Raw genomic sequence first — 17589 nt, forward strand, 5'->3', positions numbered from 1 at the left:
GACGGCAAAGCCTGGCCTTGCCGCAGAAGAAGGGAAGAGTCAGGCCAGCGGCCCGCCCATAATGGTTTCTTTCATGCCGGAGAGAATTCGCTCGCCGGTTTCACTTTTCAGTTCTTCGTACCAGCCATGGGTGATCGCCATCTCTTTACCGTGGGTGACATCACAGCGCTTGCGCGCCTTCAGCACCAAATCCTTCACCCGGTGGCTGCGTTTTTCCTGATAGCGCAACAGCGCGTCTTCAATGCCGAGCGAGTTGGTTTGTAAGGCAATCGCCAGCACTACCGCGTCCTCCATCGCCGCACAGCCGCCCTGGCCAATATCTGGCGTGGTGCTGTGCCCGGCATCGCCCAGTAATGCCACGCGCCCGCGCACCAGCTGTTCAAAAGGTTCGATATCATGGATCTCAATGCGGTTGATGGTTTCGGGATCGAGTGCGGCAATCAGTTTTTGCACCGGTTCGGCCCAGCCGGCAAAGTAACGTTGCAGATCGGCACGGGCGCTGTTGCGGTCTTCCGCCAGCCCGGTGGGCAGCGGGACATCGAAGAAATAGTAGAAACGGTTATCGGAAACCGGCATCAACGACACCCGCTTGCCTTCACCCACAAAGGTGGTCCACTGGTCGGCGGGGGCGATGGACTCGTCAATGGTTACTAGCCCGTTCCAGTTGACGTAACCGGCGTAGCGGCGATCTACCCCATGGCCCAGCACATAAGGGCGAATGGCGGAATGAGTGCCGTCGGCGGCGATCAGAAAATCACCGCTGGCCTGGCTGCCATCTGCAAACCAGGCGGTCACGCCTTGCGGCGTTTCTTCAATGCCGCTGACGCGTTTGCCAAAGCGCACCTGGTCGCGGCCATAGGTGTCCAGCAACATCGCCTGTAGCTCGGCACGGGCCACCGGGTAAGGCCGCTCGCCGACGCTGGCAATCAGCGGATCCAGGCTAAAGCGGGTCAGTGTCTGGCCGTGCAGGTATTCCTGATAGGCCATGTAGTTCATTGGGCCGCCAAGCGCGCGCAGCGGTTCTTTCATCCCCAGATAATTAATACATTTTACGCCGTTGGGCCAGATGGAAATCGCGGCCCCGACCGGTTTGATTGTTTTGACCGCTTCAAAAACCTCGGTGTCGATACCGACCCGCTGCAATGCGATGGCGCTACACAGACCGCCGATACCCCCACCAATAATAATTGCTTTCATCTGCTTCTCCCTTATAGCCATGCTCGGAAGAAGCAATTTCCATACCAGTCCGCAAACCGGCCGCTGATGCGGGTTCAGGCAGCCGCCTGATGCAATTTGGTGCAATCTATGGGCCGTGACGGAGCAACTTTGACCAGGGTTGCCTATCAAACCACACCGCACGAATCGGTAACGGAAAACCTCGCCTGAATGCCAGAAAGAGAAAATAATAGGCTACTCTAACTATTAGCCCGTCGCGCTGGTGTATGCAGACGGTGGGCATAAAAAGAATGATTTCGCCGCATTGATTAAAGTTGATCGGCATTTTGGAGCTATAAGCAATGAATCTACCCGAAGTCCCGCTTACCCGGCGGCGTTTTATCGTCGGCGCCAGTGCGCTGGTGATCGGTGCCTATCTGCCGTCCACCGGTGCGCTGGCCCGCGCAAACACCGCCACTGCGCCTGAAAACAATCCTCATGCAGCCAATGCCTTCGTGCAGATTGACCGGGAAGGCATTGTCACGGTGCTCAGTAAACATACCGAGGTGGGCCAGGGGGTGTATACCGGCATGGCGACCTTGGTCGCCGAAGAGCTGGACGCCGATTGGTTGCAGGTGCGGGTGGTTGCCGCGCCGGTTGATACCAACGTCTATAAAAATCTGTCGTTCGGTTTCCAGGGCACCGGTGGTTCCAGTTCGGTGGCCAATGCCTATGAGCAGATGCGTCGTATGGGGGCCATGGCGCGTGCGATGCTGGTTCAGGCCGCCGCGCAAAGCTGGAAAACCTCGGCGCAGGAAATTACCGTGCAGGCGGGTAAGATCCGCCACGCGGCCAGTGGGCGTGAAGCAGGCTTCGGTGAGTTTGCCGTGTTAGCCAGCCAGTTGCCACCGCCCGACCCCGCGACCCTGACACTGAAAGATCCCGCCAATTTTACGCTGATCGGTAAGGCCAGCGGCCTGCACCGGGTGGATTCACTGGCAAAGACTAACGGCTCGGCGCAATTCACTCAGGACATTCATGAGCCGGATATGCTGACCGTGACCATCAAAAAACCGCCGCGTTTCGGCGGCAAGGTGGCGTCATTTGATGCCAGCCGGGCGCTGACGGTGCCGGGCGTGGTGGCGGTGAAGCAGACTGATACCGGCGTGGCGGTGTACGCCAAAAATACCTGGGCGGCGATCCAGGGGCGTGAAAAATTACAGGTGGAGTGGGACGACTCGCAGGCCGAGCGACGCAACACCGAGCAGATTTTCGCCGAGTTCCGCCAGGTGGCGCAAAAGCCCGGTGCGGTGGCGAAAAGCCACGGTCAGCCGGACGAAGTTTTTGATAAAGCCGACAAAGTGATCGAAGCGGAATACACCTTCCCGTATGTGGCCCATGCGCCGATGGAGCCGTTGGACGGCTATCTGTTCTGGGACGGTGAAAGCGTCAAGGCGCGTTATGGCTGCCAGATCCAAACCCTCGATCACCAACAACTGTGCAACCTGTTCCAATTGCCGCCGGAGAAGGTAGAAATTGAAACCATTTTAGCCGGTGGCAGCTTTGGTCGCCGTATCGATCTTGGCAACCCGAAGCTGGGGCCGGATCTGATCGCAGACATGGCGGCGGCCGCCAAGGCGATTGGACCAGGGCATGGGGTTAAGGTGGTGTGGACGCGTGAAGATGATATTCGCAACGGCTGGTATCGACCGATGATCCTGCACCGGCTGCGCGGGGCGATCCGTGGCGGCAAGGTGGTAGGCTGGAGCGATACCGTCGTCGGCCATTCCTGGGCGCTCAACAGTGCGATGACGGCATTGGTGGCCAACGGTGTCGATCAGATGATGATCGAAGGCGCCAGCGACGTTCCTTATACCTTTGAGAGCTTCCGCTGCGACACCCATATCGTACCGGGCAAGGTACCCACTACCTCACTGAGATCGGTCGCCAGTACCCACACCGGTCACGCGGTGGAAAGCTTTATCGACCAACTGTTGCAGGAAACCGGGCAGGATCCGGTAGAGGGGCGATTGGCCCTGATGGGGGATGCGCCGCGTGAGGCCGGCGTATTGCGGGCGGTGGCGAAAGCGGCCAACTGGCAGGGCGCGAAGGTGGTGGATGGCCGGGCGCGGGGGGTTGGCGTCGCCAAGGCCTTTAATACCCGGGTGGCGCAGATTGCCGAGGTCTCGCTCGGCGAAGGGGGCATTCCGCGGGTGCACAAGGTGTGGTGTGCGGTGGACTGCGGCGTAGCGGTCAATCCGGATGTGATACGTGCGCAGATTGAAGGCGGCATCGGCTATGGTTTGAACATCGCACTGTACGGCAACATTACGCTAAAAGACGGGGTGGTTGAGCAGTCCAACTTCAACAATTTCCGTCCACTGCGTATCGATGAAATGCCGGAAATAGAGGTGATTATCGTGCCTTCCACCGAGGCCCCGACCGGCGTGGGTGAACTGGGTGTGCCGACCATTGCCCCGGCGGTCGGGAATGCTCTGGCACTGCTCGGGCGGCCCCGTAGTTCGCTGAGCTTGCCTTTACACCGTTCCAACAGTGACGCCAGCGTCTGACAAGGAGAACAGCATGATAACTTTAACCGTGAACGACCAACCGCTGACGTTTGATGGCGACCCGCATATGCCGCTGTTGTGGTTTCTGCGTGATGAAGCCGGGCTGACCGGCACCAAATTTGGCTGTGGTATCGCGATGTGCGGCGCTTGTACCGTCCATCTGGACGGCGTGCCGGTGCGTTCTTGCATGACGCCGGTCTCTGCCGCCGAGGGCAAGAAAATCACCACCATTGAAGCGATTGGCGAGACGCCGGCGGGCAAAGCGGTGCAGGCGGCTTGGGTCAATCTGGACGTGGTGCAATGCGGCTACTGTCAGTCAGGCCAGATCATGAGCGCCAGCGCGCTGCTGGCTCAGAGCAAAAACCCGAGCGATGCAGATATTGACGCGGCGATGAGTGGCAACGTTTGCCGCTGTGCTACCTACGTGCGCATTCGCGCCGCCATTCACCAGGCCGCCAAGGCGTTGGATTAAGGGAGAAACCCATGAACTACGCCCTGAGATGGCTGTTATGGCTGATTGTCGCAATAGTGGTGTTAGCGGGAGGCTACGCGCTTTATACCCTGTTACGCCCGGTCGGCCCCGAGCCGACGGCCCCTATCGCCGGGGCCCCGGCGAGCATTAACGATAAGCTGGCCCGTGGTGAATATCTAGCCCGTGCCGCCGACTGCGTGGCCTGCCACACCGCACCTGGCGGTAAACCTTTCGCCGGGGGTTTTGCTTTTAAACTGCCATTCGGAACCATTTATGGCACCAACATTACTGCCGACCCGGAAACCGGGATCGGTGACTGGAGTGACGATCAGTTTGTGAGTGCGGTGCGTGAAGGCGTCGGCCCACAGGGGAATCTGTATCCGGCAATGCCATATACTTCCTACACTGCGTTAAGCCGTGACGACGTATTGGCGATCAAGGCCTACCTGTTCAGCCTGCCGCCGGTGAAGCAGGCCAATCTGGAAAACGACCTGTCGTTCCCTTTCAACCAGCGCTGGGGCATGAAATTCTGGAATTTGGCGTTCTTCAACGAAAAACGCTTCGAGCCGAACCTCAATCAGGATGAGCAATGGAACCGTGGGGCCTATCTGGCGACCGCACTGGGCCACTGCAGCGAGTGCCATACCCCGCGCAATTTGGGCTTCGGCATTAATCAGAGTAAAAACCTCAGCGGTGAAGTGATCCAGGGCTGGTTCGCCGGCAATATTACCCCGGACTCTCAGACCGGTATTGGTGGCTGGAGCGAGCAGCAACTGTCGCAATATCTGGCCACCGGCCATGCGGAAGGGCGCAGCAGCGCTTCCGGCCCGATGGCGGAAGCGGTGGAAAACAGCCTGCAGTACCTGACGCCGGAGGACAATCAGGCGCTGGTGAAATATCTGCGTAATATCGAGCCGATCGCCACCGACAGTGCCAGTGCGGTGAATTTGCAACCGAAAGGTGCGGCGTCATCCAGTGCGATATTGCCGGGTGGGCAGGAAGACTCACTGGGCCGCAGGCTGTTCGCCGGAGACTGTAGCGGGTGTCACCAGTGGAACGGCACCGGCCGCCAGAGCAAATATGCTTCGCTGGTCGGCAGCACCGCAGTTAACGATCCGCAGGGCCGTAGCGTGGTGCAGGCAATCCTCAAAGGTACGCGTATCAGCATTGGTGAGCAGCACGAGTTTATGCCGGACTTTGGTAGCCAATACTCGGACGAAGAAGTGGCTGCGGTAGCCAACTACGTGGTGGGCCAGTTTGGTGAAAAACAGGGCAAGGTGACCGCCAAACAGGTGGCGGAGCAGCGTAAGCAGTAACCTTTGGCGAGGGGGTTAACGCCCCCTCGCTAGCCATCAGCTTTTGCGTCGGGACATCACCAGTTTATCTCTGGGGCGAGCTTGCCAGTCGGCAATCTGATTATTGAAGTTATCTGCCAGCAGATAGGCCGGGGTTTTCGCCAGCCAGTCAGACAGCGAAATATCCTGGTAAATACCGTTGTCCAGTACGATTAACACCTTGAAATCCTCATCGCCCATATTCTCAATGTAATGACCAAACCCCTGCGGGACATAACCGACGTCTGTCGGCGCATATTCTGATGTCTGCGCATGGCCGTGTGAACTGAATACCGTCATGCGGCCCTGACCGGAAATATAGTATTGCCACTCATTGGCGTTGGGATGCCAGTGCAATTCCCGCACGGCACCGGGTTTGACGATTTCGATAATGCCGGTCATGGTGGTTGAAATGGGGAATTCTTTTGAGGAAACCAAATGAACGCTGCCTGCATCATTTTCAAAAAAAGGTTTTTGTTTCATTAATTCATAACGGTGAGCCAGCGGGGCATTATTCAAACCGCCGTCGTTGCTGGGCAGGGGCAGAGGCGGGGGAACCGCACCGCCGACAATATAGGCCTCACCCTGTTTGGCTTTGGAAAATACTGATGCAGGCATATTGACGCTTTTTTCCAACACTTCTTTGGGCATGTGCGCCACCCAGTCGGTAATGCTGAAAGTACCAAACTCGGAAAAATGGCCGTTATCAAAGGTCAAGACAAAGTGCGCGCCGTCCGCCAATGCCTGGATCGAGTGCCCGTAGCCTTTGGGGAAATACCAAACGTCCCCGGCGGCGAAGTCCGCCACTTCGCACTTTCCTTCCGGGTCGATGATGGTGATACGGGCATGACCTTCCAGCATAAATGCCCATTCGGCGGCAATGGCGTGCCAGTGCAGCTCGCGTACGCCGCCCGGTTCCAGCGTCATATCCACCCCGGCAACGCCTTCAGAAATCGGGAATTGTTCGACAGTAGCCTCTCTGGCCCAGCCGCTGGGCAGACTGCGTTTTTTGCTGTTGGCAAAGACATATTTATAAAGGTTTTGTGCATCGGCGGCGGGTTGGAAAGTACTGGACGGGACAATATTGCGATGATCGTCAGCGCTGGCGGATTTAATCATACCGCCCATTACGCTGGCTGCTGCTGCGCTGACCGCAGAGGCCTTTAATATATCACGACGCGATAACATATAACTTTCTCCAATATATAGAATACCTGCCGCAAGGCCGGCAGGATTTATCTGTTGGTTTTATTGACTGCAGGTGTGTTATTGCCGCGTTGAAAATGTTTGGCGACGGTTAAATCATAGTTTGTTAGTTTTCGAACGTTGCGAATAATTTATTTGTTTTTGTTACCAATTGAGAGAGGCTGTAATTATTGGTTTTACTGTTAAATAATAATCAGGCGGTATCAATTTAATTTTGTTTTTTGTTCAATAAATAATAAACAGAATTAATTTATTTAGGCAGGTTTTTTTGTCAGTGTTATTTTAATCGGTTAATTCAAGCAATGGGCTAAAGTGGGGCGAATGGTCGACTATGCCGGTTCGGTGCTGCCGATTATTTTCACCGTCTGGCTGATGTCTTATATCGAGCGCTTTGCCGAAAAAGTTTCGCCGAGGATGATCAAATCGCCAGCTCAATGGGCGGATTAACGATTAGCCGGACGGCTGCTCACTGACCGCTTCAGCCACCAAATCGCGAAAACGCGTGATGATGGCCGATGTTCGGTTGTTGCGCAGCGCAAGATAAAGCGGCGCACTGAGCTGGGCCCGATCGTTAATCGCCCGGTAGACAATGCCGTCGCCCCCCAAACGGCGCATCGAGGCAGGCACGATGGACAACCCTAAACCGGCACCCACCAGGCTGAGGGTCGCGGGCAGGCGCGGGGCTTCCTGAATCACGCGTGGGCTGAAACCGGCACGGTGGCAGGCTGCCAGAATAGCGTCGTATAAACCCTGACCCGCAGGCCGACGATAAAGGATAAAGGCTTCGTGGATTAATGCCTCCAGCGGCAGGGGGGGCTCACTGGTGACGGCCAGCGGGTGGCCGACAGGCAGGGCGACCAGCATCGATTCACGCAGCACCGGTTCAATCGTCAACCCTGGAATGCCACCCACCGGTGAGCGCACAAAGGCCACGTCAAGGCGCTCATCCACCAATGCCTCCAATAGCTCACCGCTGCCTGCCTCTTCCAACTGGGTGGTAATACCCGGCAGGATCTCGCGGTAGCGGCGCAGCAGATTGGGCACAAACGGGTGCAGAGCGGCAGAACTGGTGAAGCCGATGGCGATATGCCCTTGTTCGCCCCGTGCGGCACGGTGCACCGCCTCGGTCAGATGTTCTGCCCGTGCCAACAGGGCACGAGCTTCATTGAACAGCACATTGCCGGCTTCGGTGACGCGCACGCCGCGTGGCAGGCGCTGCAACAGCTTTACCCCCAGCTCATCTTCCAGCCCTTGCAACAGGCGGGTTAACGGGGGCTGCTGAATAAACAGCCGTTCGGCGGCGCGGGTGATATTGCCTTCTTCCACCACGATAACGAATGCCCGCAGGCGACGAAGTTCGATCATAGCCATACCTCAAAGGTATCTTTTTTGCTTATGAAATGCATTAGACAGCATGACATAGCGGCGCGCATCATACCAGCCATCATAAAAAGCAATGTGGAAGCGGCAATGTCTGAATCTGATGCAGTAAAAAACCGCGAACTGGCGTCCCCACCGGGCAACGGTGAGCTATTTTGGGGCTTTCTGATGCTGGGGCTGATCGGTTTTGGCGGCGTGCTGCCGCTGGCACGTAACATGCTGGTCGAAGACCGTCGCTGGTTAAGCGGTGAACAGTTCACCGAATTGCTGGGCCTGTGTCAGTTTTTGCCAGGTGGTAACGTGATCAATCTTTCGGTGGCCGTGGGCATGGAGTTTCGCGGGGTACGCGGTGCCTTGTGCGCGTTGCTGGGGCTGATCAGCGCGCCAACGGCGATTGTGGTTGGGTTAGGTGTGGTCTACGCCCGTTTTCAGAACGATGCGCATGTGCAACACGTGTTTGCCGGGCTGGCAGCGGCGGCGGCCGGTTTGCTGTTGTCCACCGGGATAAAAATGCTGTTACCGCTGCGCGGTAAATGGCTGTCGCTGGCGATTGTGGCGATCAGTCTGATTGCCATCGCCTGGCTGCGTCTGCCGTTATTACCGACTATGCTGGTGCTGGCACCGCTGAGCATTCTGTTGCTGTGGTGGAGGAACCCATCATGATTGCCATCTTGCTCTCACTGGCATTGATTTTCACCGAGTTGTCGCTGCTGGCGTTCGGTGGCGGCATGACCATTCTGCCGGAGATGCAGCGCCAGGTGGTGGAGGTTCATCAATGGATGAACGCGCAGGAGTTCAGTGCGCTGTTCGCTATGGCTCAGGCCGCGCCGGGGCCGAATATGATGATCGTGCCGCTGATAGGCTGGCACGTGGCCGGCTGGTCCGGGCTGCTGGTCTCTTCGGTTGCCAAGTTCGGCCCGTCGTCGATAGTCACCCTGCTGGTGATGGGGGCCTGGCGACGCTTCAAGGATAAACCCTGGCGGCGCAGAGTGCAGAGTGGCCTGGTGCCGGTTACCGTCGGTTTGGTCGCGGCGAGTGGAGTGCTGATCGCCGAAGCTTCCGCGCCAAGCTGGCCGTTGGCAGCGATTATTCTGCTGGCCACGGTGGTGAGCATGAGCAAGCGTATTCATCCGTTGTGGGTGCTGGCGGGCGGTGCGTTAATGGGGTTGTTGGTGGCGTGACGACAGGTTTTTACGCTGTCGTCACGCCAGAAAAGCCGACTATTGGCGTGGCGTCAGCGTAAAGCGCGGCTTGCCATGATGATTTATCACTTCGTAGTGTTTGGGGGCCGTCAGCGCCAGGAACGCGACCATGCTGCCGTCGGCGTTGGTCAGCGTCATGCCGTCCGGCGTTGGGCGCCAGGCAACCGGCAGTTCGGCTAGGGCCAGCGGCTGCAGACATTGTGCAGAGGCGGTAAACCGGTAGGCGTTAGTGCCTTCGATCAATTCATCGCTTAACTCAACCTCGCAGGCGGCGGCTTTGTTTTCGGCGTCATTCAATTGCCAGTGGCCCTTTAGCGCAGAGGGGGCCAGCAGGGGCAGTGAACTGGCCAAGGTAGTGCTGCTTAACATAAGGCTCATAACAACTCCTGTCAGGGCAACGCGCCGTACTGCGCGCAAAGAGAGAAATCTCGGCATCGGCCACTCCTTACTGAAATCCGTTAACACCATAGCACGATCCCAAATTCTGGGTGAGCGAAGGGCAAGGGGTTTTAATGCTCGTTACCGGCGAAAAATAAGTACCATAAGCATTTCGTCGAGATAGCCCTGCTCGGTCTTCAACGCACGAGGCTCCACGCCATAAGGTTCGAAACCGAACCGCTTATAGAGGCTAATTGCGGCATCGTTGTCTGCTACAACGGTAAGCAGTATCTGCTCAACCTGGTTGGAGCCATGATCAATAACCGCTTTTAGCAGCGCATTGGCGATCCCCTGGCCTCTGAATTCGGGTTCAACAAATACCCCGGTCAGTGAGGCCTTATGCGCATCTTTAATGCCCTCGGCCTGTTTGAATACCATGACCCCAACGATCCTGCCGTTTGAATAGGCGCCGAATACGGGGGTTTGAGGAGCAACGGAACTCAAAACGCCGTTAAATAGCCAATCTAAATGGCTACTTATTTTAAAATCAAATAATTACTCTTCATTAAACGCTCTTAACTCTCCTCTACTCACAGACTCTTGCACCGTGAAGGAATAACGCCCTTGCTAAAATGACCTTTTGGTCATCCCGTCACGCCGTGGACTAAGATGCAGAGTAATGCCATCATTAAATGTTTATATATTAATTGTTTATAGTAAATATTAATTCAATTGAAGCTGTTATCATGAAAGTAATTCCCTTGATATTTTTTCTCGTGTTAGATACTTAATTTAATTTTATATTTGTATTTTTTTTGTTCTTTACCTATACCTGATAAAAGATTAAATGTAAGAGGTACTAAACATCCTATGAGTAATCACATATCCCAATTTGATGCTTTGGCCACTTTGTATGATGATATGATGAATTGGCCATTCAGAAAAGAAATCGAAATACCTGCGGTATTAGAAAATATTGGTGATGTATCCGGATTAAGTGTTCTTGACTTCGGTTGTGGTTCTGGCTATTACGCCAGATTATTAAAGTCTCTTGGGGCTAAACGCGTCGTCGGATACGACGTGGCTGGCGGTATGTTGGATCATGCGAGGGAAAGGGAATTAATGGATCCTCAAGGCGTGGAATACATTTCAACATTGCCCGGGTTAGAACATCAGTTTGATTTGGTATTGGGGATTTATGTTCTTCCTTATGCTTGCAATCGTGAGCAATTGCATGTTATGGCAAATAGTATGGTTAAGCTAGTTCGTCCCGAAGGGCGATTAATAACATTGCCGTTAAATCCACAATATGCTACCGATCACGATTATTACGTACCTTATGGTTTTAACCTCTCGGCTGACATTCCTTATCAAGATGGTTGTGAGGTTTACTTACATTTACCCCAAGGTGATAAAAAAACTACGATTACAGCCTGGTATTGGTCTCAAGCTAGCATGAATGAGGCCTTTGAAATGGCCGGGCTAACCGACATTCGATGGACAGTCCCTCACCCGCAAAATTTTTCATCCACAATGAATTTGAAATCATATATTGATAAGCCACATACGATGCTGGTTGAGGGGCGTTACACGGGCCACAAGAAATAAAATCAACCATTAAATATTCATACATGGTGTGGAGGACTATGGAAATAACTATTGAAGTTTATTCATCATTGAGTCAGTTATCAAAGTCTGAATATGACCAGTTTCATCAATGCCGGAATGGAACGCTATTTTATGATTGGCGATTTCTCAACGCCTCTGAAAATGCATCGTTATTACCTGTAAAAAAAACTTATTATCTGGTTGCTCGTACGCATGGACAATTACTCGCGGTTGTTCCTGCCTATTTACAAAGGTTATCAATTGTAGATCCGTTTAAAGTCTTTGCTGAAAATTCAGGAATTATTGACCATGGTGATGAATATGGGATTTTCAGTCATACGATGCATTGTTTTGATAGCACTATTCCGAGTAGTAAACTCTCATTGGAGTTGTATGACGCATTATTTTGTCGATGGCGCAACCTGGCAATGATAGAGGGAGCCAGATATTTCGGCTTACTAAACGTGCAAGAACCATTTTTAATCCAGCATGCAGGGGCATTCGATTTAAACGTCAATTTCATGTTAGATCGTTGGCATGCAGAACTCTCTGATTTTATTGATTTTGAAAATTTTATTGAAAACCTGCCCTATAAAGGCCGGAATGAAATGCGCCGACAAATCCGTAAGTTTGAAAGTAGTGGTGCTACTTTGTCGATGTTGGCACCACCATTTGATAAACGATTAGAAAAACTTGCAGTACTTTGCCAGGAAACAACAGCTCGTCATGGAACTCCAGGGTATTTTCCTGCTGACCTCCTGGCCCGATTTATTCGAATCTGCGGTGATCTTATCCGTCTTAATTTGATTGAACGGGAAGGAGAATTGATAGCGGGAATGATTTGTTTCCAACAACAGGATACTTTGCATTTATGGTCGGCAGGTATGCGTTATGACGACGTGGAGTTTAGTCCCTATACACTGGCTTTTGCCAATGCCTATCGCTATGCCTTTTCTCATCAGTTAAAGCGCCTGGAAGCGGGTCGTCTCAATGCCAAAATCAAAACACGGTTAGGACTACAACCTGAACGATTATATACCCTCACGAGCGGGCGGCTGAATAAAGCTATTCCATTGTAATAGCTGAAAAGATCCATTTAATTCATGACAGGAGCTATCTATGAAAGAGACAAACTGTTATGCCGATTCCTACCGTAGTTTTACTCTCCAACTGGCCGGACGAGTACGTTCACGCTATCATCCTGAGTATCCTGGGTGGTTGCGACAATCGGCCTGGAATAAACGAAATTTTGGACGTATGCCCGAAATGATTGTACGGGCCCAATCCGTAGAAGATGTCGTTGATACGATAAATTTTGCGTATCAACATCGTCATCCGCTCAGTGTGAGTGCAGGAGGGCACAGCTATTCGGGTTGCTTTCTACGTAATAATAGTATTCTGTTGGATATTTCAGCATTACGTGAAATCCAGGTTGACCCTGATAATTCTTTGGCTCAGATAGGTCCTGGCGTCACTGCACGTGAACTTAGCCATCAATTAAAACGCTATGGATTGGCGTTTCCCACCGGGCATGCGGGTCAGGTCGCGCTTAGTGGGTTTCTCCTCGGCGGTGGGATGGGTATTAACACTACAGCCTGGGGAGGTATGAGCGTGTTTAATATTGAAGCGGTGGATTTGATCACCGCTGATGGGCAATTATGTCATGCTAGCGCGGAAGAAAACATTGATCTTTTTTGGGCTGCACGTGGTGCAGGGCCTAATGCTTTTTTCGTTGTCGTTCGTTTTTACCTTAAATGCCACCCCATGCCAAAAGCAATTGCCAACCACGTATATCAATTACCTTATAATGCACTAAGCATATTATTGGAAGTAATTGAAGGTCAAACTTGGGATCCTCGAATTCAAATCATGATTGGGTTAATGCACCCTCAACCCGATCAACCTCATACATTGATACTGAATATCATTGCTTTCACTGATAATGAACAGGAAAGTGCTGCACTTCAACGAAGTCTAATACAATTGATCCCTTCCTACCTCATCACTGTACTAACAGAACTTCCGAATAGCAGTTTTGAAGATATTTATCTACAAGGTGAAGGAATGCTGATTGGACGGCACTTTCGTAGTGACAATATCATAACCGATCGCATCCAGGCTGTAGGTCGTGTGTTTGATGTGGCTCTGCCAGAACAGCCTTCACCAGCAGGCATTACACTCTTAACCTGGCGTGGGGAACAAACCTTCCCCGATGCAGCTTACTCGGTGAAAGGTCGTTTTTTTGTCTCTACTTATTTGCAATGGTATGAAGAGCAAGACGATCTAGCTAATCGTCAATGGCTTCTCTCTCTTTATGACAAACTGGCTGAACTCTCTTGCGGCAGTTATATCAATGAGTTCGATCTTGAATCTCGCGCCCAACAAGTTGAATGTTGTTATCTGCCGAAAAACTGGCAACGACTATGTGAGTTACGTCAACAATATGATCCCTTTGAAATTTTTATTAACGTCAAATTTTTGCAAGATGAGTAGCCGATCTGACTAAACGCTCGCCTCTGGCATCTGGGTATACATGTAGGGGCGTTATTTCTTCGGCATAGCAAAGTTTATCAGTAGCACCTATTAGACGGTAATTTAATGATTTAACAATAAATACCCATTTAAATTGACCAGTTAACAGTGTTTCTGGTTCCGCTACTCCCTAAAACCCAATACGGCACAGTTGGTGAGTCTGTCCGCAAAAAATTGTAGCGGTTTCTCAGCCTCAAGCGCGTAAAAGGAGCCGAACATTTCGGGGGATTTTTTTAAGGCGGTAAGCCGGGTCGGTCGTTAGTCAGGTGTTACCAACGGGTAGCAAAGACGCTTTTATTTACACCGCCCGGCGTCGCCAGAAAGCCGTGAACCGGCCCGGTTTGGCGAACATCACCAGATTACCGAGCAGGATCAGGCACAGGCCAATCACCGCATTCAGGTGCCACTGATAGCCTTCATAGATTGTTGAAATGCTCAGTGCCACCAGTGGGAACAACAGGGTGCTGTAGGCTGCGGCACCGGCACCAATACGGCCCAGCAGGCTGAAATAGGCGGCAAAGGCAATCACCGAACCGAAAATTGCCAGATACAGCAGCGAACCGATATAGCGGGTGCTGAATTCAATTTGAAATGACGCGCCCTGAGCCAGGGCGATCAGCGCCATCAGGACTGCGCCGTAGCTCATGGCATAGGTATTGGTGGACAAAATGTCCAGTCCGCGCCGCTGGTGACGGGAGCTGATCATATTGCCCAGTGAAAAACCGAAAGTGCCGAGCGCGCTTAACCCAATGCCTTTCAACAGCTCCGGTGCCATTTGTGTTGCGACCAGATCTTGCCAGAACAGGGCGACGATCCCGGTGATACCCAGCACCGCCGCCGGTAGCAGGTTCGGGCTGGGGCGCTGGCGGAAGAAAATCATGCCGTTGACCGCGTTGAACAATACCGCCATTGAGAAAATCACCGACTCTAGCCCGCTGCTGATATAGGCCGCAGCATGGTAGAAGCAGTAAAAGTTAAACCCGAACACGCAGCAGCCTTGCAGGAGGCAAAACAGATGGTCGCCCAGAGCAATGCGGCGCAGGCGACGTGCCAGTAGCAGAATGACCAACATCACCAGCGCGGCGACCACAAAGCGGTAACTGATGGACACGGGAATGGCCACTGGCCCTTCCTGTTGCAGGGTAATCGCAATCCAGGTGGTGCCCCAAATCAGCACCACAGCAAGGTACAGCAGCGTGTTCATAATAAACTCCGGCGAAAACAATAGAAAGGCAGTATCAGCCACTGCACGCCGCCGTGCTTTCCGTGCTTTGCTGGCAATTGCATATTCTTGCGCTTTTTTTTGGCAATAGCGCGGACTGACGGCTGGTGTGGCGCTGCGCCACTCTCTACACTGGAGGGATGGGTGAAAAGGGAGGCGGCGATGTCCGGCTACAAGGCGTTTGAAACACTGCGGGAACATAAAGCGCGGTTGCACAACAGCGTGCGGCTGGGTTCTGGCGTGGAACTGGCCGCTTGGTCCAACTGCAACGACCGTATTACCCAGGAAAGCGCCGATCACCATACTTTGAGTCTGTATGTTGCCGACGGTTATGAGTGTTATCAAAAAGTCCCCGGTGGCTGGAAGAACGGCGGCGGGCCGGATCGCTTTTGTATTATGCCGCGTCAGTATGAATCTACCTGGGACGTGCGCAGCGATTTGTCTTTTGTGCACCTTTACTGCACCGATCGTCATTTGCGTCAGGTGGCAGAGCAAACCTGGGATCGCAGCCCGGCGGCGATTGACCTCGAATCATGCGCCTTTGGCGAGGATCCGCAGATCACACTGCTGTATCGCCAGTTTTTACTTAACTGTAACTGGCAGGAGCGCAGCAACCAATTGGCACTCAGCAGTGCCACAACCCTGTTGATGTCGCACCTGATCCAGCGCTACAGCCAACTGCAATGGGCGTTGCCGCAGGTCCGCGGCGGCCTGTCTCCAGCGGTTGCCAGACGGGTGAAAGAATATATTGAGCAGCATCTAGACCAACCGTTGTTGCTGGCAGACCTGGCGGCGCAGGCGGGGCTGAGTGAGTTCCACTTTGCCCGGATGTTCAAACATGACACCGGTCTGGCACCACACCAGTTTGTGATGCGCGCGCGGCTGCAGCAGGCAGAAAAACTGCTGCGTCACAGCCTGCTGCCACTGACGCAGATTGCGCTGGAATGCGGTTTTAGTTCCTCCAGCCATTTCAGTAACCGCTTTAAGGCGGCCTATGGATTTTCCCCGACGCAAATGCGTCGGGGGCGTTAGCCAACAGGAGAGAACATGGAACAGCAGTTCGCAGGACTGGGCGTGTTGTTTATCGCCGGATTTGGGCCGATTACCCAGCAAACGGAACAAAGTAAAGCGTTCTACGCGGATGCGCTGGGGCTGCCGCTGAAGCCGATGGACGGCAATGCCGATTATTTGCTGACTGAACATGGTGTGCTGGAGGGCGTGAAACACTTCGCCCTGTGGCCGTTGGCGCAGGCCGCACAGTCCTGCTTCGGCAGTGAGCAATGGCCGGCCGATTTGCCGGTACCACAGGCCTGGATGGAGTTTGACGTTGCCGATATGGCACTGGCAACTCAGGGATTGATTGATCGCGGTTATCGCCTGCTGGTAGCTAACCGTGAAGAACCCTGGGGCCAGAGCGTCACCCGCTTGCTCAGCCCGGAAGGGCTGTTGATCGGCGTGACCTTTACCCCTTGGTTGCGTGATTAATCGTTAATCAACGTTCTCCCCAGAGAATCTTCGAGGGAATAGATGACGCGGTAGCCGTTTGGCGTATTACATTCACGGTATTTGAATCAGGAGATAAAGGTGCCCCAGGCAAAACCGAGCATAAAGCTACGCCCAATGCTTGAAAAGGATCTTCCGGCCGCGTTCGAGCTGTCGCAGCAGGCGCAGTGGCCTCATCGAGGGGAAGATTGGCAACTGGCGTGGTCATTGGGGGCCGGTGTGATAGCCGAGGCCGAAGATAAGGTGGTGGGTTGTGCGCTGCGTTGGTTGTGGGGTGAACAACGTGCCACGCTGGGGTTGGTGATTGTTGCCGAGCAGCATCGTGGGCAAGGTATTGCCAGGGCGATGATGCAGCGACTGATGACACCCCTGGGCGATTATCAGCTTCACCTGGTGGCTAGCGATCAAGGCAAACCGCTGTATCGGCAGTTGGGGTTTATCGATCTGGGGCCCTTGGCGCAACATCAATGCCGGGAGCTGCCAATGCGCAATACCGAGCCTTTGCCGCCAGCTTTAACCCTGCGCCCGGCATTGCCAGCGGACATTGCCTTACTGACTGAGCTGGATTTTGCCGCCAGTGGCCTGCAGCGTCAGCCGTTGTGGGTAGCATTGTTGGCAAATGCCGAGCAGGTGTTGGTGCTGGAACGACAGGGTATTGCTGTGGGTTTTGCCCTGCGACGTCGTTTTGGTTATGGCAGTGTGATCGGCCCGGTGGTTGCATCTGAGCTTACCGGGGCCATTGCCCTGATTGATGCCTTGTGCCAGCCTTGCAGCGGTCAGTTTGTACGGGTAGATACACCGCTGGATACCGGTCTTGGCGAATGGCTGATTGGACGGGGTTTACCCTGTATTGATACGCCCACCATCATGGTTCGTGGCACACCTCATAGACAGGATTGTCATCTTGCACAGACTTTTGCACTGGTTTCGCAAGCCTGGTCATAGAATTGAAATTAAGGGTTCGCGGCGGTGCATTGCCATAAGGTGGCATAGCGGTAGTTCTTTCTGGCCCGGCGCTTGAGTTCAA

Annotated in this window: 18 protein-coding genes; 12 read left to right on the forward strand and 6 right to left on the reverse strand. The window is 53.6% G+C overall.

The window, feature by feature from the left end:
* Positions 1–39: 39 nt before the first annotated feature.
* Positions 40–1197 carry an FAD-dependent urate hydroxylase HpxO gene (gene hpxO / locus ACUTSU_RS01550; RefSeq protein ID WP_445651508.1) on the reverse strand — a complete coding sequence of 386 codons (1158 nt, stop codon included), beginning with the start codon at positions 1195–1197 and terminating at the stop codon, positions 40–42.
* A 320-nt stretch (positions 1198–1517) separates the two neighbouring features.
* On the opposite strand from hpxO, the gene ACUTSU_RS01555 reads away from it, so the two are divergent.
* From ACUTSU_RS01555 to ACUTSU_RS01565, 3 genes are read left to right on the forward strand one after another with little or no spacing between them, the layout of a single operon-like run.
* Complete coding sequence (locus ACUTSU_RS01555) at positions 1518–3725, forward strand: molybdopterin cofactor-binding domain-containing protein (RefSeq protein ID WP_445651509.1); 2208 nt, start codon at positions 1518–1520, stop codon at positions 3723–3725.
* Between the two features lie 13 nt (positions 3726–3738).
* On the forward strand, positions 3739–4197 hold the full coding sequence (locus ACUTSU_RS01560) for a (2Fe-2S)-binding protein (RefSeq protein WP_020826797.1): 459 nt from the start codon (positions 3739–3741) through the stop codon (positions 4195–4197).
* 11 nt (positions 4198–4208) lie between these two features.
* On the forward strand, positions 4209–5513 hold the full coding sequence (locus ACUTSU_RS01565; RefSeq protein WP_445651510.1) for a c-type cytochrome: 1305 nt from the start codon (positions 4209–4211) through the stop codon (positions 5511–5513).
* 36 nt (positions 5514–5549) lie between these two features.
* Here ACUTSU_RS01565 and ACUTSU_RS01570 read toward each other — a convergent pair whose 3' ends face one another.
* Entirely contained in the window at positions 5550–6719 is a 1170-nt protein-coding gene (locus ACUTSU_RS01570) for a cupin domain-containing protein (RefSeq protein WP_445653679.1), read from the reverse strand.
* Between the two features lie 339 nt (positions 6720–7058).
* On the opposite strand from ACUTSU_RS01570, the gene ACUTSU_RS01575 reads away from it, so the two are divergent.
* Positions 7059–7184, forward strand: coding sequence for a hypothetical protein (locus ACUTSU_RS01575; RefSeq protein ID WP_445651689.1), 126 nt, complete (start codon positions 7059–7061; stop codon positions 7182–7184).
* A gap of 3 nt (positions 7185–7187) precedes the next feature.
* On the opposite strand, the gene ACUTSU_RS01580 is transcribed toward ACUTSU_RS01575, so the two are convergent.
* Positions 7188–8108, reverse strand: coding sequence for a LysR family transcriptional regulator (locus ACUTSU_RS01580; protein WP_445653680.1), 921 nt, complete (start codon positions 8106–8108; stop codon positions 7188–7190).
* 99 nt (positions 8109–8207) lie between these two features.
* On the opposite strand from ACUTSU_RS01580, the gene ACUTSU_RS01585 reads away from it, so the two are divergent.
* Positions 8208–8780 (forward strand): chromate transporter, encoded by a 573-nt coding sequence (locus ACUTSU_RS01585; protein ID WP_445651512.1) that lies wholly within the window; start codon positions 8208–8210, stop codon positions 8778–8780.
* Entirely contained in the window at positions 8777–9298 is a 522-nt protein-coding gene (locus ACUTSU_RS01590) for a chromate transporter (RefSeq protein ID WP_445653681.1), read from the forward strand. Before ACUTSU_RS01585 ends, ACUTSU_RS01590 begins: the two co-directional genes overlap by 4 nt.
* 39 nt (positions 9299–9337) lie before the next feature.
* On the opposite strand, the gene ACUTSU_RS01595 is transcribed toward ACUTSU_RS01590, so the two are convergent.
* Both ACUTSU_RS01595 and ACUTSU_RS01600 read right to left on the reverse strand, forming a co-directional pair.
* Complete coding sequence (locus ACUTSU_RS01595) at positions 9338–9697, reverse strand: AprI/Inh family metalloprotease inhibitor (protein ID WP_445653682.1); 360 nt, start codon at positions 9695–9697, stop codon at positions 9338–9340.
* Positions 9698–9838: 141 nt separating this feature from the next.
* On the reverse strand, positions 9839–10201 hold the full coding sequence (locus tag ACUTSU_RS01600; protein ID WP_445651515.1) for a GNAT family N-acetyltransferase: 363 nt from the start codon (positions 10199–10201) through the stop codon (positions 9839–9841).
* Positions 10202–10567: 366 nt separating this feature from the next.
* On the opposite strand from ACUTSU_RS01600, the gene ACUTSU_RS01605 reads away from it, so the two are divergent.
* The 3 genes from ACUTSU_RS01605 to ACUTSU_RS01615 are packed head-to-tail and all read left to right on the forward strand — an operon-like array spanning position 10568 to position 13798.
* The gene (locus ACUTSU_RS01605) at positions 10568–11305 is read left to right on the forward strand and encodes a class I SAM-dependent methyltransferase (protein ID WP_445653683.1); all 738 of its coding nucleotides are present in this window, start codon (positions 10568–10570) and stop codon (positions 11303–11305) included.
* Positions 11306–11343: 38 nt separating this feature from the next.
* Positions 11344–12384 (forward strand): GNAT family N-acetyltransferase, encoded by a 1041-nt coding sequence (locus tag ACUTSU_RS01610; protein WP_445651517.1) that lies wholly within the window; start codon positions 11344–11346, stop codon positions 12382–12384.
* A 40-nt stretch (positions 12385–12424) separates the two neighbouring features.
* On the forward strand, positions 12425–13798 hold the full coding sequence (locus tag ACUTSU_RS01615; RefSeq protein ID WP_445651518.1) for an FAD-binding oxidoreductase: 1374 nt from the start codon (positions 12425–12427) through the stop codon (positions 13796–13798).
* Positions 13799–14135: 337 nt separating this feature from the next.
* On the opposite strand, the gene ACUTSU_RS01620 is transcribed toward ACUTSU_RS01615, so the two are convergent.
* Positions 14136–15041, reverse strand: a complete 906-nt coding sequence (locus tag ACUTSU_RS01620) for a DMT family transporter (protein WP_445651519.1) — start codon at positions 15039–15041, stop codon at positions 14136–14138.
* 180 nt (positions 15042–15221) lie between these two features.
* Here ACUTSU_RS01620 and ACUTSU_RS01625 point away from each other — a divergent pair, with 180 nt between their 5' ends.
* The 3 genes from ACUTSU_RS01625 (at position 15222) to ACUTSU_RS01635 (ending at position 17507) form a co-directional block, all read left to right on the forward strand.
* Positions 15222–16091, forward strand: coding sequence for a helix-turn-helix domain-containing protein (locus ACUTSU_RS01625; RefSeq protein WP_445651683.1), 870 nt, complete (start codon positions 15222–15224; stop codon positions 16089–16091).
* A gap of 15 nt (positions 16092–16106) precedes the next feature.
* Positions 16107–16544 (forward strand): glyoxalase, encoded by a 438-nt coding sequence (locus ACUTSU_RS01630; protein ID WP_445653684.1) that lies wholly within the window; start codon positions 16107–16109, stop codon positions 16542–16544.
* A 99-nt stretch (positions 16545–16643) separates the two neighbouring features.
* Complete coding sequence (locus ACUTSU_RS01635) at positions 16644–17507, forward strand: GNAT family N-acetyltransferase (RefSeq protein ID WP_445653685.1); 864 nt, start codon at positions 16644–16646, stop codon at positions 17505–17507.
* Positions 17508–17589 lie beyond the last annotated feature (82 nt).

It is taken from the genome of Serratia sp. NA_13, from assembly GCF_052691735.1.